The following is a 15,268-nucleotide window of genomic DNA, read 5'->3' as shown; positions in this document are numbered from 1 at the left end:
ATCCTCTTCAGGTGCAGATGCGTGCTTCCGTCAAACGCCCTCTGTCACCGGACCCGGATGCACAACAAACCGACCATGCTCAAAGTGAGCAAGGTCGAGGGTTTTCCGAAAGAGCACTTGGAAAACGAAGAACTACTGAAAAGTCCCCTCCGCCTGCAATCCATGCAGGGGACGATGCGGTTGGCGTCATGTCCGAAAATGAGGAAATTACCCATGGCGATGTCAGCGCGTTGGACAAACTATGGACAAAAGGCCAGCATTACACCGTTGCGGCGAACTTCGACATGAAGAAGATGAGCAGTCTTGTCCGTGCAAGTTCAGCGCGCAAGTCAGAACTTCAACGCAATGGATACAAGGCAACAGCCAGTGGGGCGCGTGAATTATCGCAAGCTTGCGATGCCACGCCGGGCCAGTACCTTGGCGAAGGTATTTTCGTCCATCACGATATCACGCTGAAGAATGGACAAACGGCGCCCGCGGTCTACCGCCTGCTCGATGAACAGAGCTCGGTGCGCGATATCGGCGTACCGTTTGCCGGCGAGATGGATGGCATGCGGATCAATACCGAGCAGGCGATCCTCGCACGCATGCGTGAAAGAATTCCGACGCTCTATCCACTTGTTGGCAGCAAACAGTATGCCACCGAGCAGGAACAGTCCGGCGTGGTCGTGCAGGCGCTGCTTGCCGCCCTGAATGCCCCGGAGGTCAACTGTTTTGCCGATGCATTTGCCGGCACTGCATTCTTCTCGTTGTGGATGGCAGCGCAGCAGCGCAGTGGAACAGTCAAATCCGGCTTGCGACTCATTACAAACGAGTGGGACCATTACCGGCACAACACCTTGAAGACGGTCCAGCAGCATCCACAGCAAGTCAAGGAAGCGCTGGAGTGGCATATGCAGCGCATCAGGCATCTGTACTATCGCGTCCTGAACGATTATCCGATCTATGAAGTGGTCAATGGTCAACGGGTCCGGCAATCCGACGTGGAGCTTGCTCGCCGGATCGCGCAGGATGCGGGGGAAAACCCGGCAGCGATGACGATCTCCGGATTGATGCGGCTCATGAACGACACGGTTGAAACCTGGATAAGGGAGACAGACATCAACCGGCAAAAGAATAGTGATCTGAGCTCGGCGCTCAAGCAATATGTACTGAGCAGTCTAGAGTATCCGCTGCCGGCCGAGCCTGAACATTACACCGACGAAGACATCGGTCTTCGGGCGAGCAATGCTGCCCTGTACCTGCTCGCCCAGCACAACAACCGGTTTCCAAGCACTCCGATAAATTTCACTCATTCGACAGTACAAAGAGCGAATGTGGATCCAACCGGGCTTACTACTGGCCGCAGCGGTCTCATCACAAATCAGATGCTTGAAATACCCTTTCGTATTATGCACAAGATAGATGGTGTAACGAAGCTGAAGTTCGGATGGCTGAATTCGGAAACGTCCAATGACAATCGAGCTTTCTTCGATAGCCTGCCGGTCAATATCGATCGAATGTCGGATGCCTTGACTGGAGCCGATGTGATACAAGGCGACGGATGGAAATTGCTTGATAGCTTGAAACGCGGCGTGCTCGCGGTGGTTGACCCGCTTTATTGGGAGCCTGATGGTACAACCAGGGTAGCGACGTATTCCAACAATAATGTCCCTGAATCGAAACTCGGCGGCTTTTTTGAACAACTGGACCGCCATGTCATGCCTGCCTGGCGAGACAGACATGTGCGTATCGTGATGTTCAACCGATCCTCTCCCGGAGCTTCCTGGAGCCTCCAGAGAAGGGGATTTGAGGTGTTTCCCTTGTCCAAACTGGATGTGACTAGCGGGTATTGGGGCAGCCTGCAGGAAATGGTGGCAGTCAACTTCTCCTTCGACGCCAATGCAACGCTACACTCCTGCGTAACGTTGCCCGAGCCTGAAGCGCCGCTTGGCGTACCTGACATTGAATTCGTTGAAGATTCGGCGGACAACCAGGAGTCAGCAGGATCGAGCAAGCAGACTTGAATCTGGCGGGGAAGGAAGACGAGCCTCGAACGGTTCTGATGCGGTAAGCCGGCTCTGCTAGAGCAGATTGCGGGTGAGTGCAGGAAAGAGTCGCTTTGCGTTGGAGTGCAGGGCAAGGCGAGACGGCCGTACAATTAACCGCAATCCGCTCCAATACTACTTGTTCGACGTTCCTGATGGGCTTGCATTCCCGCGCTCCCGCGGAACACTGGCTCCGGAAACCGGATCTGCATATATCCCGCCGGAAACGCCGGAGTCGCCGCCGGACGGGCCAGACGTGCCGATGCCTTGGCGGGCTTCGGACTGGGTCGGACGTTCCAGCGCCAGGAAATAGTTTTCCGTCGTTGCCCGTTGTGCGGGTGCATTCAGATCCGGCCATTTATTGCGCGTAAAGCCCTGCGCCATGTCGAGGCGGTCACGGTTCATCTTGAACACCAGCGGGTCATTGCGCTCCTCCGGTAAATTGAAGGCCTTTAACGGCAATGGAAGCAGCTTGTCGTCGAGGCTCCATGCCTTGTCGAAATCCAGCACGACATAGGCGATCCGCCCGCGCCCCACATCGATGACTACGTCTTGAACTTCACCGATATCCTGTCCCTTCAGGTCATCGACATCACGCCCCATAAGTTCCGAGGCGCGCACCATTCCACGTGTCGCAGGTTGCCTGTCAACTTCGCTGCCAAAGAACCGGTCGACTCGGGAAAGAAGGCCTTTTTGTTCGGAGTAATCAGGCCAGGCGTTGCTGTCAAAACCGGGCATGTTGACAAGCTTTTCCCGTCCCACGTTGAGTATCATTTCACCCCGGTCCCGGCTAAGGCTGAATGCCGTCATGGGGAACGGGTACAATTTATCGGCAGCGCCGAGCCCACCCCCAACTGAAAGCACCGCGTAAGGAACGCGTCCGGCCTGAAGGTCGACGAAGAGATCCTTTATTTCACCGAGGCTTTCGCCTTGAGCATTCCCGACGTCTTTTCCGACCAGCTGGCTGGCGCGCATATCGAACCGTTCGGACCGCTGTTGCGATGTGGAGGACGCTCCCGATGCCGCACCAGCCTTGCTGTTCTGCGCGGACATCTCCCGCCGGCTCGCGCCGGCATTTTTCCCGTCTTCATTGGACGTACCGCCTGATCGGTCATGCAGGGCATTTGCTTCTTTACCCCTGCCGTTGTATCGCATCGAATCGGTCACCGCAGACTCGCCGAGTCTATCGTTATGTGCGCCCGGAGTTCCGCCATGCGTTGCGGCCCAGGCGCCGTTCAACGCGAGCACACAAACCGCAGGCACGATCGCACGTTTTATGAGATTGGTATTTTTCATGTCAACTCTCCTTAGTCGGTCTTCTTTCGTTGGATCCCGGTCCCTGCGCAACTAGCAGACGAAATCAATCGGACCAAGACGAATGCATAAAAGTTGGTCAACGATAGACGGTGATCGTTCATTGAAAATCTGCCGATGTCTGTTCAATTTCTTAACTTGATACCTCAGGGCGGAATCGGAAGTCCATCTCAAGCTTGTGGAGAGTGAGTGCAGCGCAGCAAGGCCGCAAAGGACGCAATCTCATCTCTTCGAAAACCTGAGACAGGTATTGGCGAGCAAATGTATTCGAATCGGCACAATCGTGACGCAACACAATTATCCAACCATAATGCAAGACGCAATATCGTGTTGGCGCTTCTCCGGGCATGGTATTTGTAAGCTGCCTGAATGTTCGTAAAAGATTCCTTAATGAAATCCCGGGCGGGCGATCCTGATCTATGTGTAATGGTTGTTCGTATCGGCCAGATGCATCAAAAGCCTCACCTTCGATTGTTCACAAGCCCGTAATGGCTACTTGGATATACACTCTTCGCTTCCGGATGCGCCTCTTCAAGAATGTGGTACGGCTTGCATTGAGAAAATTCATGCATGACGACATGACGACCTACGCGTCGGCGCTTGCCTATCACATGCTGTTTTCCTTCTTTCCATTTGCCATTTTCCTGTTTGCCGTTCTCAGCTTCTTCGACTTGTCCATCCTGCTTGACTCCATTCAGCAGGCAGCATGGCACGCGCTCTCTCCTAAAGCCATGGAAAGAGTTCGCGCGGCGTTCAACGAACTGCGTGTTCCTCAGGGAGGACTGCTGTCCTTCGGCGTTCTCCTCTCCATTTGGCTTGCATCGCGGGGAACCCGTTCGATGATGAAGGCACTGAATGTTGCCTACGGTACTACGTTCAACAGACCTGCTTGGCAAAGCTATCTCGCGTCCATCGCCTATACGCTCGGCATCGCGGTCATTCTGATAGCGGGCACCGGCATGCTCGTAATCGGTCCGGAAGCCATACGCTGGGTCGGGTATTTCGTCGGACTGGAAGATACCGCGGTGATGCTCTGGACTTGGCTGCGCTGGCCGGCTGGCCTTTTTCTTCTGATGGCCGCCACTGCGATCGTCTACCATATCGTGCCCGACGCCGCCAACCCATTCCGGCTGGTCTCGCCCGGCGCGATCATCTCCGTGCTGGTCTGGGTGGCCGCCTCCCTGGCATTCAAGTACTATCTGCAACACTTTGCCAGCTATAGCGCAATGTTCGGAAGCATCGGAAGCGGCATTGCGCTGCTGCTTTATTTGCAACTCTCCACTTCGGTCCTTCTTTTCGGTGCCGAAGTCAATGCGGTATGGGCCAAACTCTCACGTGCGGCGCACGCATCCTGACGGGCCGGCCGTTCAGGCCGCCGGCGTCGGGTCAGCAGGATTTTCCGGCCATTTCACAAGATCAACTTGATACCGGAACGGCAGATCGCCTATGAGGTCAGTCACCATATCCTTATTACGATTTCCTAAGTGAGAACGGGGCGTACATGCATTCAAAAAACACGCGCAACGAAAAGTCGATAGACCGATTCAGCCAGACCATTGGCCATAGCCGTTTCATCGTTCTCATTGCAGTTGCCGCAGTGATGCTAATTGCCGTATCCCTCTTTCTGCTAGGTGCAATACAAGCCTTCACCAGCGTCTGGGACGCATGGAAGTCGGTATTCGATGGTGACATCCACTCGACCGAATTAACCATACAGTTTCTGGAGGTCGTCAGCGTCATGCTCAAAGCGGTCGTGTTCTATATCATCGGTGTAGGACTCTACAGCTTGTTCGTCGCCCCGCTCAACATCACCGTATCGCTTGGGGTTCAGACTCTTGCCGACCTCGAATCAAAGGTGGTGAGTGTCGTGGTGGTGATTCTCGCCGTCACCTTCCTTGAGCATTTCGTCCGTTGGGAAGAGCCGCTGGCAACGCTCCAGTTCGGCGGTGCGATGGCCGTCGTAATAGCAGCACTGGTCTTGTTCCAGCGACATAGCCATCAAGCCAAGGAAGAGCAGAAGCAACACAATCCCGATGAGCAGGCACGCGCCCAGAAGCATATGTTCGAAAACGAAGACGAGAAAGCCGAGATCATTCCTCACGATAACGTCAGTGAAGCCAGCGCCAAACGTGAGCCGTAATGTGAGCGGCTCGTCGAAGCCGCACTAGAGCGGTTTCGGTCTGACCAAGATCATGCACGAGCGCGGCGTGTTCGTTGGTCACACGACCATTCATAGCTGGTCCTTCAAAACTCTACCGGTGCTGGCTGCGGCATTTCGCCGTCGCAAGCGCACGGTGGGCAGTGGCTGGAGAATGGACGAAACTTACGTGTTCTTCGGTGGACAATGGAGGTGTCTCTATCGTGCCGTCGACCGTCACGGCGCCACGGGTAACTTCCTGCTTACTGCCAAACGCGATCAGGCTGCGCGCGTCGCTTTCTGAAACGCGCCATCGGCCAGCACGGCTTACCCGACAAGATCACCATCGACAAGTGCGGTGCCAATACGGACGTCATCCACCCAATTCAAGCCGATGTTGCGGCATACATATGGAGCGCATGCGGTCGAAGCCGGCATGCCGCTGGACGTGCTGCAGCAGACGTTGGGACATGCTTCGTTCGACACGACTACGATCTATGTGACGACGGAAGACCGGCGAAGAATGAAGACGGAACAGGGCTTTTGGGAGAAGAAGATGAAATAAAAGCTCTCGACCTTGACCAAGAAGAGCAAGCACTCTCTGTAATAGAAGTCGCTGCGAACGCGCGGGCAAGAAAAAGAGGGCGCAAGAGACCAGCCCTCTTCTCGCTTCCGCCACGTAAAGTTGACAGTCCCCTGCCGACCAGTTCTATCTCCTGGTCGCCTGAACGACGGATACCGCTCGCTTTTTCTCGCGCTGACTTCCTTATCGCAACAGGACAACCATGACTAAACCGCTGCTTCATAGCAAGTCGCAGCCAGGCACCTATGCGAACAGGCATGATACGACGGTCCCTCGGGCACTGGTACGGTGTGGTATCGCTTCGCATGGCAAGTCGGGGGCAATGTTCCGTCGAGTTTGCACAGATAGGGAGCATGCAGAAGGCCATGGCTGAAGCGCCCGATGGCGAGTTAGAATCGGCCCATCCCGATCAGCATGTCGTGCCGCACAGGCTGCACGGCCAACAATCCGACATGGCAGCAGAATCCGACCGACCCAGACTGGTTGTCTTCGATTTCGACGGCACGCTTGCCGACTCCTTTCCATTCTTTCTCCGCAGCTTCGACGTCCTTGCCGGGCGCCACGGCTTCAGACCGATCCTGGGCGAAGACCTGGATGCGCTGCGCGGCTGCGATGCGAAACAGATCATGCGGCATGTCGGCATTCCGCTCTGGAAGGTGCCGCGCGTGGCCTCGGATTTCAGGACCATGATGGCAAGCGAAATCGACGACATTCCGCTGTTCGACGGCGTAGGAGCCATGCTGCACACGCTCGTTGGCGAAAACGTCCGGCTTGCGGTGCTGAGTTCGAATTCCGAATCCAACGTGCGCGCCGTGCTCGGCCCGGAGCATGCGCGGCTGATCGAGTGCTATGCCTGCGGAGCATCGCTGTTCGGCAAGCGCAGCAAGCTGCGCCGCCTTCTTGGAGAGATGAATATCGACCGCCGGCATGCGCTGTGCGTCGGCGACGAGGTGCGGGACGCGGAAGCGGCGCGCAGCGAGCGCCTGCGCTTCGGCGCGGTAAGCTGGGGATATACGCGCGCCGACGTGCTGCAGGCGACCCGGCCCGACTACCTGTTCCGACGGGTGGACGATATTGCACCGGCCTTGCTAGGAAGGAGTACGTTGGTGGAAGATTGATGGACAGTGCCGATTAATTCAAGGAATTTTTCTTCCCGCTGAGTACGGCGCACAAGCCGGGAACGGCTTGCCTTGGATCGCGTTAATCCGGGATATGCGTTGGGCCGCGCGGAGTGCTGGCGCTCCCTCATTCTGCTACATCTCGCCGGGAAGACCGAGCGCGGTTTCATCACATACTGCCTCAACAAAATTACGGTGATTCACCGATCCGGTATTTTTTAATCTTGTCGTGCAGGGTAGTCTTCGCGACACCCAGGGATTCTGCCGCGCGGGCGAGGCTGCCGCCGCAGCGCGTCATCGCTTCGGCAATCAGGGATCGTTCGAAGGCCGCGACCGTTTCCGCCAGCGGCTGGGCATGAGGGCCGGCCTGAACCTGGGTACCGAAGGGTGGGAAGCCGGCTTCGATCCCGAGAACGCAGCGGTCGGCGACATTACGCAGCTCGCGCACGTTTCCAGGCCAGTCGTAAGCCAGCAGGGGCCCGGTATTGGCCTCGCCGGCGCTCGGTACCGGGCGGTCATGACGGGCTGCCGCCTGGAGCAGGAAGTGTTCGAACAGGAGCGGAATGTCTTCGCGGCGCTGCCTCAGCGGCGGCAGCAGCAGATTGGCCACATTGAGGCGGTAGTAGAGATCCGGTCGGAACTTGCCTTCGTCAGCCAGTGCTTTCAGGTCGACCTTGGTCGCAGCGAGGACCCTGCAGTCCACCGGGATGGGCGTATTGGAGCCAAGGCGCTCGAGGCTGCGCTCCTGCAGGACGCGCAAGAGCTTGGTTTGCATCGCCAGCGGCATGGATTCGATCTCATCGAGAAAGAGCGTGCCTCCTCGCGCATGCTCGATCTTGCCCACGCGCCTTCGGCTTGCGCCCGTATAGGCACCGGCCTCGTGACCGAAAATTTCGCTTTCGAACAGGGTCTCCGGTAGTCCGCCGCAATTGATTGCAACGAAGTTGCCGTTGCGCTTGGGGCTTGCATCATGCAGGCAGCGTGCAACCAGTTCCTTGCCGGTTCCGGTTTCCCCTTCGATCAAGATGTCGGCGGCGCTGTTGCCGAGATCCACCACCAATTGCCGTACGCGCATCATTGCCGCGGAGTTGCCCAGCAGCCGTGCTTCCAGATGATCGCGGCATTGCAGACGCGCGCGGAGCTGGCGCACTTCAAGCGTCAGGCGACGGTTGTCGAGTGCGCGACGCGCAACTTCCACCATGTAGTCGGGCGAGAAGGGCTTTTCGATGAAGTCGTGTGCGCCATCCTTCATTGCGCGTACCGCCAGCGATACGTCGCCGTGGCCCGTGATCAGAACGACCGGCAGATCCGGATCGATACGGCGCACTTCATTGAGCAGGGTCATCCCGTCCATGCCCGGCAGGCGGATGTCGCTGACCACCACGCCGGGATAATCCGGAGCTATGCGGAGCAGCGCCTGTTCCGCCGTCTCAACCACAGCCACGGGAATGTCTTCAAGTTGCAGTGCCTGTTCGCAGCCGAGCCGCACGTTCGGATCGTCCTCGACGACAAGCACGTGCAAGGTTTCACTCATTTGATGGGTCCTCCGGAGCAGCAGGGATTTCCAGCGTAAAGACGGCGCCGCCGTCGGGATGGCGGTCGCCTGACAGGCTTCCGCCGAAGTCGGCGACGATGCCGGCCGAGATGGCCAGGCCCAGGCCCAATCCGCGCCCGTCTTCCTTGGTCGTGAAGAACGGTTCGAACAGGCGCGGGCGAACGTCATCCGGGATTCCCGGGCCGCGGTCGCGTACCTGGATTCGGACACGGTCGCCGTTGCGGCAGGCAACCAGTTCAAGCACGACTTCATCCATGCCGTCCATGGCATCGAGCGCATTGCCGGCCAGGTTGACCAGCACCTGTTCCAGCCGGTTCGCGTCGCACCATGCATACAGCTCGCTCTCGGAAAGGTCGACGCGCGTTTCCACGCGCGCCTGCGTCAGGCGCTGCTGCAGAAGGAAGAGCGCATTGTCGATGGCGCGCCGTATCGAAACCACTTGCGGGGTCCCCGAGGACTTGCGGGCGAAAGATTTCAGCTGCGCGGTCACGGTGCCCATCCGGTCGACGAGGCCATCGATGCGTTCCAGGTTGCTGCTGGCGGTGTCTTGATTGCCGCGCGCCAGAAACTTGCGGGCGTTGCCGGACAAGGTGCGCAGTGCGGCCAGCGGCTGATTCAGCTCGTGGGCAACGCTCGCCGCAAGCTGGCCTATCACCGCCAGCTTGCCCGCCTGAACCAGTTCATCCTGTGCTGCGCGCAGCGTGCGTTCGGCTTGAATGCGTTCCGCCACTTCCTGCTGCAGGCGGATATTGGCCGAGGACAGATCCACCGTACGCTCGGCGACCTTGCGCTCGAGTTCGTCGTATGCCTTTTGCAATGCCTCCCGGTCTGCGAGCCTGGCATTCAGATGACGGCGGCGTTCATTGAGCATGAGGGCCAGAATGCAGAGAAAGCCTGCAACTACACCGGCCAGCAATGAACGGTCGGCGGCATTCCGGCGGATCTGGTCCTGCGATGAAAATACGGTGATGTTCCAGGGTGTTCCCGGCAGAACCTGGGTCTGTGCGACGAATTCGCCGGTGACCGGAAACATCGCCACCATTTCCGGATTCGTTTTGGGCAAACGGACCAGTCGCGCCCCATTGTCGAGATTCTTCAGGTCGACAACGCCGAGCGGATGAAGCGCTTGCCGGTTGTATTGCTGTGTCTGGTCGAAGGCACGGCGTGCGGCGTCGTCCAGCGGCCAGAGCGTCATGAACTTCCAGCCGGGTACTGATGCCAGGATGACCACGCCATTCTCGTCGGAGACCAGGGCCGGCGCTTCCACCGTCGACCAGGATTTTTCCAGTTGCTTCAGGCCGATCTTGACGACGGCTGCTCCCAGCGCTCCCTGGCTGTTCGCCAGCACCGACGAGAGGTAATACCCGGGCTCGCTGCGTGTCGTTCCAATGCCGAAGAACCGCCCGCTGCCCCTGGTCATCGCCTCGCGAAAGTAAGGCCGGAACGAGAGATCTTCTCCGACGAAGCTGTCCTCGTGGCGCCAGTTGCTCGATGCAATCACCTTGCCCGCGCGGTCGAGGATGTAGATGGACAGCGTGCCCGCCCGTTCATTGAGCTGTTCCAGATATTCATTGACTTCCTGGACTTGGGCACGCCCGGGACTCGGGGTTTCAACGAGTTCAAGCACATCCCGCTTCAGTCCTAGGGTGGTCGGAAAATAAGCGTACTTGTCGATCTCCCTTTCCAGATTCGTTGCATACAGGTTCAACCGATGACGGCCGGTAGCCTGCAGATCTTCCAGTCCGAGCGCCATGCTGTACTGGAATGTCAGCATGGCGGCGTTCACTGCCAGTATTGCGAACACAAGCACCAGCACCAGCGAGGGAACGTTGAGCAAATGTTTTTGGAAAGGCATAGGCGTGGCAGGCGTTCGGACCTTCGGATTATGCGCCTCTTCCTGCAGGGACCTTGGGAAAATGCCTGCAGGAAAGGATGTCCGGCAGATCAGGCCGCGCGCGAGGCGTGCCGCACTTCCTCCAGCGGGAGTGCGCTTTCGGATTCGGCCAATTCCTCGGGAACCGGCTCGATAGCGTTTTCCCATTTTGCGACGGCAGCGGTGGCGATTGCATTGCCCAGCACGTTGGTCACGGTGCGGCCCATGTCGAGGAAGTGATCCACTCCCATCACCAGCAACAGGCCGGCTTCCGGCAAGCCGAACATCGGCAGAACGGCGGCAACGACCACCAGCGATGCGCGCGGCACGCCGGCAATACCCTTCGAAGAGACCATCAGGACCAGCAGCATGGTGATCTGCTGGCCAAGGGTCAGCGGAATGTCATATGCCTGAGCGATGAAGAGGGCCGCGAATGCGGTGTACATCATGGAGCCGTCGAGGTTGAACGAGTAGCCAAGCGGCAGCACGAAACCTGTGACACGGTCCTTGACGCCGAATTTTTCCAGCTGTTCCATCAGTTTCGGATAGGCCGATTCCGAGCTTGCCGTGGAAAAGCCCAGCAGCATCGGGCCACGGATCAGCTTGAGCAGCCGGAAGATATCCTTGCCGAGGACAATGAAGCCGGCAAAGATCAGCACCATCCACAGCACGCCCAATGCGAGGAAGAAGCTTGCCATGTACTTACCGTACACCAGCAGGATTCCCAGTCCCTGGGTCGTGATGACCGAGGCAACCGCGGCAAACACGCCAACCGGAGCGAAGCGCATCACGTAGTCGGTGACCTGAAGCATGACGTGGACCACGTCTTCCGTTGTTTTAAGCAGGCTCTTGGAAGTTTCGTTCTGCAGCTTGCCCAGTGCGATACCGAAGAACATGGCGAAGACGAGAATCTGCAGGATCTCATTGTGCGCCATGGATTCGAAGATGCTCTTCGGGAAGACATGGGTAATGAAATCCTTCAGGTTCAGTGCGGAGGTTTTGAGGTTGGTCGAGGCAGTGACTTCCGGGAGAGGGACGGCAAGATTGTCTCCCGGCCGCAGCAGGTTGGCCATGATCAGGCCGATCAGCAGGGAAAGCAGCGATGCGGTGATGAACCATCCGAGCGCCTTGCCGCCGATTCGTCCGACCGCCCGGGAATCGCCCATGCTTGCCAGGCCGGCGACCAGCGTCGCGAGCACCAGCGGGGCAATCACCATCTTGATCAGGCGCAGGAAGATATCGGTAAATATGGACAGGTAGCCGGCGATGTCCTTGGCGATGGCCGAGGTCGGCGCGAAGGTATGGCAGAGGTAACCGACGACAATGCCGGCCACCATGGCAACAGCGATCCGGGTCGTAAGTTTGTTGCTTTTCATGAAAACTCCTTTGTCTCTTCTTGAACTGGCCGAAGGATGAAAACGTTAATGTTTATAGCCATGACGGCTTTTGGCGCGAATATGCCGGGTTGTCTCTATGCATGTGCCGTGCCAAATTCATGCGCACGGGAAAAGTCATGCACCGTTTTCGCAAGTGCCTGTTTACAAAGGGTTAAAAATCCGGCGATGGGAAATGAGTGGCTGGAGTGAGTGCGGATATCCGAACAGTTCGATTAATGCAGATTCGGATATCCGAATGACATTGGTCCTGTTGTTTCCCTGTTACTTGTATCAAGTTGGAGACGTAGCGAGTACATCGCCACATCCTGCGCCGGTATGAAGAGGTTCTGCATTTACTGCAGCGAATTTGGGTGCCGCATACAATGCAGCTTGACCTTCCAATCGCTGGAAGGCTTATCTTCACCTTATCTACAGCACCAGCAGGAAGAAGATCATGAACACCGGCTTGACCAAACATACCGACATCGCCGACCTGTCCATCCGGATAGACGGCATGACCTGCGCGTCGTGCGTGATGCGGGTCGAGAAAGCCTTGAAGAAAATTCCCGGCGTTACCGAAGCCTCGGTCAATCTCGCCACCGAAAAGGCGCAGGTCCGCGCCGTCGGCGTACCGGTGGAAACGCTGATCGCGGCGGTCGGCAAGGCGGGTTATGACGCTGCGCTCGATCTGCCGGAGCAGCGGGGCGGGGCGGTGGAGCCGCGGGCCGGCGGCGCGCCGCTGCCCGCGTGGTGGCCGGTCGCCGTGTCGGCGCTGCTCAGCCTGCCGCTGATTGCGCCGATGTTCGGCATGCTGGCCGGCCGCGACTGGATGCTGCCGGGCTGGTGGCAGCTGGCGCTGGCCACGCCGGTGCAGTTCTGGCTGGGAGCGCGCTTCTACAGGGCCGGTTGGAAGGCCTTGCTGGCACGCTCCGGCAACATGGACCTGCTGGTCGCGCTCGGCACCAGCGCCGCCTATGGTTTGTCGCTCTACCTGCTGCTCAAGGATGCAGGGCATGGCGGGCATGGAGAAGCGCCGCACCTGTATTTCGAATCATCGGCGGTGGTGATCACGCTGGTATTGCTTGGCAAATGGCTGGAAATGCGCGCCAAGCGCCAGACGGTGGCTGCGCTGAATGCGCTGGAGAGTCTGCGCCCCACCGAGGCAATCCTGCGCAGCGGCGCAACGGAAAAACCGGTACCGATCTCATCGATTCGCGTCGGCGATACGCTGGTGGTGCGGCCCGGCAGCCGGGTGCCGGTCGATGGCCGGGTACTGGAAGGCAGCAGCCATCTCGACGAATCCCTGCTGACCGGCGAAAGCCTGCCGGTGAACAAGACGGTCGGCGACAAGGTCACCGGCGGCGCGGTCAATGCCGACGGTTTGCTCATCATCGAGGCCACCGCGGTCGGCGGCGCCACCATGCTGTCGCAGATCATCAAGCTGGTGGAGGATGCGCAGGCGGTCAAGGCGCCGATCCAGCGCCTGGTCGACAGGGTGAGCGCGGTATTCGTGCCGGTCGTGCTCCTGATTTCCGTACTGACCCTGCTGGCCTGGGGCTTGCTGACCGGCGACTGGCAGCAGGCGCTGCTCAACGCGGTCGCGGTGCAGGTCATCGCTTGCCCATGCGCGCTCGGATTGGCGACGCCGACATCGATCATGGCCGGCACCGGCGCGGCGGCGCGGTACGGCATCCTGATCAAGGATGCGGAAGCGCTGGAGACCGCGCATGCCGTCACGACGGTCGCGTTCGACAAGACCGGTACGCTGACCCAGGGCAAACCGGCAGTGGTTGCGATTGAAACGGATGCGGCTTTTGCCGCATCTGCGGTATCTGGAGCATCTGCAGCATCTGCGGCCGCAGCTGCAGCGATAGCCAGCCGGGCAACAGGAAGCGAGGCGCAAGCATCCGAACGCCTGCTTGCGCTGGCTTACGCGGTGCAGCAGTACAGCGATCATCCGCTGGCCAGGGCGGTGGAGGCGACCGCCAAGGAACACGGCATTGCCGCGCCCTCGGCGACCGCCGCCAAGGCGCTGGCCGGCCGCGGCGTGCAGGCCAACGTGAACGAAATGACGGTCTATCTCGGCAACCGTCGCCTGATGCAGGAACTGCAATTGCCGCTCTCGGCACTGGAAGACGTCGCCCGGCGCCATGAACAGGCCGGCCGCACGGTGTCATGGCTGGCATTTTCGAAAGAGGGAGTTTTGCACCTGGCCGGCCTGCTGGCCTTCGGCGATGCGCTCAAGGTGACGGCGCGGGCAGCGGTGGCCCGGCTGGAGCGGCAGGGCATACGGTCGGTGATGCTGACCGGCGACAATGCGGGCAGCGCCGCTGCAGTCGCCGGCGCGGTCGGCATCGAAGACTTCCGCGCCGAGGTGCTGCCCGCCGACAAGGCCGGCGTGGTGGCCAGCCTGAGACAGGACGGCCGCAAGGTGGCCATGGTGGGCGACGGCATCAACGATGCCCCGGCGCTGGCTGCGGCCGATGTCGGCATTGCCATGTCCACCGGCACCGACGTGGCGATGCACACGGCAGGCATCACGCTGATGCGCGGAGACCCGGCGCTGGTGGCGGATGCGATCGAGATCTCGCGCCGCACCTACCGCAAGATCCGGCAAAACCTGTTCTGGGCGTTTATCTATAACCTGGTCGGCATACCGCTGGCGGCATTCGGCCTGCTCGATCCGGTGATCGCCGGCGCCGCGATGGCGCTGAGCTCGGTCAGCGTGGTCGGCAATGCCTTGCTGCTCAGGCGCTGGAAACCCGCTCTTTCGGACAGCAAGGCTTCGAATTCGACGGAAAGGAGTGCGGCATGAATATCGGGGAAGCGGCGAACGCCTCTGGCGTGACCGCAAAGATGATTCGCTATTACGAAAGCGTGGGCCTGATCGGCCAGGCGGCACGCACCGATTCCGGATACCGCCAGTACGGGCCGAACGAAGTGCAGACGCTGCGTTTCATCAAGCGCTCGCGCGAGCTCGGCTTTTCCATCGAGCGCATCCGCACCCTGCTGGCGCTCTGGGGTGACCGCGGCCGCAGGAGCGCCGATGTGAAGACGCTGGCGCGGCAGTACATCGAGGAGCTCGACCGGGACATCGAAAAACTGCAGACCATTCGCGACCAGCTGCATCATCTCGCCGACTGCTGCCAGGGCGACAACCGACCCGAGTGCCCGATCATCGAGGACCTGGCGCGGCGGATGTAATTCGGATGCGGATGTGTGCGGCCCTGTCCGAATCGGTATCGGTATCGGTATCGGTATCGGTATCCGGTCGTGCAGGCCAAG

General features: G+C 59.2%; 11 protein-coding genes and 1 pseudogene. 8 read left to right on the top strand and 4 right to left on the bottom strand.

The features are described from left to right. The first annotated feature begins 17 nt into the window (after positions 1-17). Positions 18-2,006, top strand: a complete 1,989-nt coding sequence (locus RY831_RS00395; protein WP_326504356.1) for a hypothetical protein — start codon at positions 18-20, stop codon at positions 2,004-2,006. A gap of 156 nt (positions 2,007-2,162) precedes the next feature. Here RY831_RS00395 and RY831_RS00390 read toward each other — a convergent pair whose 3' ends face one another. Continuing rightward, the gene (locus tag RY831_RS00390) at positions 2,163-3,323 is read right to left on the bottom strand and encodes a PRC-barrel domain-containing protein (protein WP_326504355.1); all 1,161 of its coding nucleotides are present in this window, start codon (positions 3,321-3,323) and stop codon (positions 2,163-2,165) included. Positions 3,324-3,760: 437 nt separating this feature from the next. On the opposite strand from RY831_RS00390, the gene RY831_RS00385 reads away from it, so the two are divergent. The 5 genes and pseudogenes from RY831_RS00385 (at position 3,761) to RY831_RS00365 (ending at position 7,179) form a co-directional block, all read left to right on the top strand. Beyond that, the gene (locus RY831_RS00385; protein ID WP_326504354.1) at positions 3,761-4,696 is read left to right on the top strand and encodes a YihY/virulence factor BrkB family protein; all 936 of its coding nucleotides are present in this window, start codon (positions 3,761-3,763) and stop codon (positions 4,694-4,696) included. Between the two features lie 146 nt (positions 4,697-4,842). After that, on the top strand, positions 4,843-5,481 hold the full coding sequence (locus RY831_RS00380; protein ID WP_326504353.1) for a YqhA family protein: 639 nt from the start codon (positions 4,843-4,845) through the stop codon (positions 5,479-5,481). A 40-nt stretch (positions 5,482-5,521) separates the two neighbouring features. Further along, positions 5,522-5,889: pseudogene (locus RY831_RS00375) on the top strand (DDE-type integrase/transposase/recombinase); the annotation flags it as partial. Continuing rightward, a complete protein-coding gene (locus RY831_RS00370; RefSeq protein ID WP_437126186.1) occupies positions 5,873-6,043 on the top strand; it encodes a tyrosine-type recombinase/integrase in 171 nt (56 codons plus the stop codon). The pseudogene RY831_RS00375 and the gene RY831_RS00370, both read left to right, overlap by 17 nt. Positions 6,044-6,426: 383 nt before the next feature. Then, on the top strand, positions 6,427-7,179 hold the full coding sequence (locus RY831_RS00365; RefSeq protein WP_326504352.1) for an HAD hydrolase-like protein: 753 nt from the start codon (positions 6,427-6,429) through the stop codon (positions 7,177-7,179). Between the two features lie 190 nt (positions 7,180-7,369). Here RY831_RS00365 and RY831_RS00360 read toward each other — a convergent pair whose 3' ends face one another. The 3 genes from RY831_RS00360 to RY831_RS00350 form a co-directional block, all read right to left on the bottom strand. Next, positions 7,370-8,713, bottom strand: a complete 1,344-nt coding sequence (locus tag RY831_RS00360) for a sigma-54-dependent transcriptional regulator (protein ID WP_326504351.1) — start codon at positions 8,711-8,713, stop codon at positions 7,370-7,372. Beyond that, the gene (locus RY831_RS00355) at positions 8,706-10,589 is read right to left on the bottom strand and encodes a sensor histidine kinase (protein ID WP_326504350.1); all 1,884 of its coding nucleotides are present in this window, start codon (positions 10,587-10,589) and stop codon (positions 8,706-8,708) included. The genes RY831_RS00360 and RY831_RS00355 overlap by 8 nt, the downstream gene beginning before the upstream one ends. An 89-nt stretch (positions 10,590-10,678) precedes the next feature. Then, positions 10,679-11,983 (bottom strand): dicarboxylate/amino acid:cation symporter, encoded by a 1,305-nt coding sequence (locus RY831_RS00350; protein ID WP_326504349.1) that lies wholly within the window; start codon positions 11,981-11,983, stop codon positions 10,679-10,681. A gap of 454 nt (positions 11,984-12,437) precedes the next feature. Here RY831_RS00350 and RY831_RS00345 point away from each other — a divergent pair, with 454 nt between their 5' ends. Beyond that, the gene (locus RY831_RS00345; RefSeq protein WP_326504348.1) at positions 12,438-14,798 is read left to right on the top strand and encodes a heavy metal translocating P-type ATPase; all 2,361 of its coding nucleotides are present in this window, start codon (positions 12,438-12,440) and stop codon (positions 14,796-14,798) included. Further along, positions 14,795-15,187 carry a Cu(I)-responsive transcriptional regulator gene (gene cueR, locus RY831_RS00340; RefSeq protein ID WP_326504347.1) on the top strand — a complete coding sequence of 131 codons (393 nt, stop codon included), beginning with the start codon at positions 14,795-14,797 and terminating at the stop codon, positions 15,185-15,187. The genes RY831_RS00345 and cueR overlap by 4 nt, the downstream gene beginning before the upstream one ends. The last annotated feature ends 81 nt before the right edge of the window (positions 15,188-15,268 follow it).

It is taken from the genome of Noviherbaspirillum album (genome assembly GCF_035916955.1).
Lineage (GTDB): Bacteria > Pseudomonadota > Gammaproteobacteria > Burkholderiales > Burkholderiaceae_D > Noviherbaspirillum > Noviherbaspirillum album.
The sequence above is the reverse complement of the archived record's forward strand: the minus strand, read 5'-3'. Positions and strand labels throughout refer to the sequence as shown.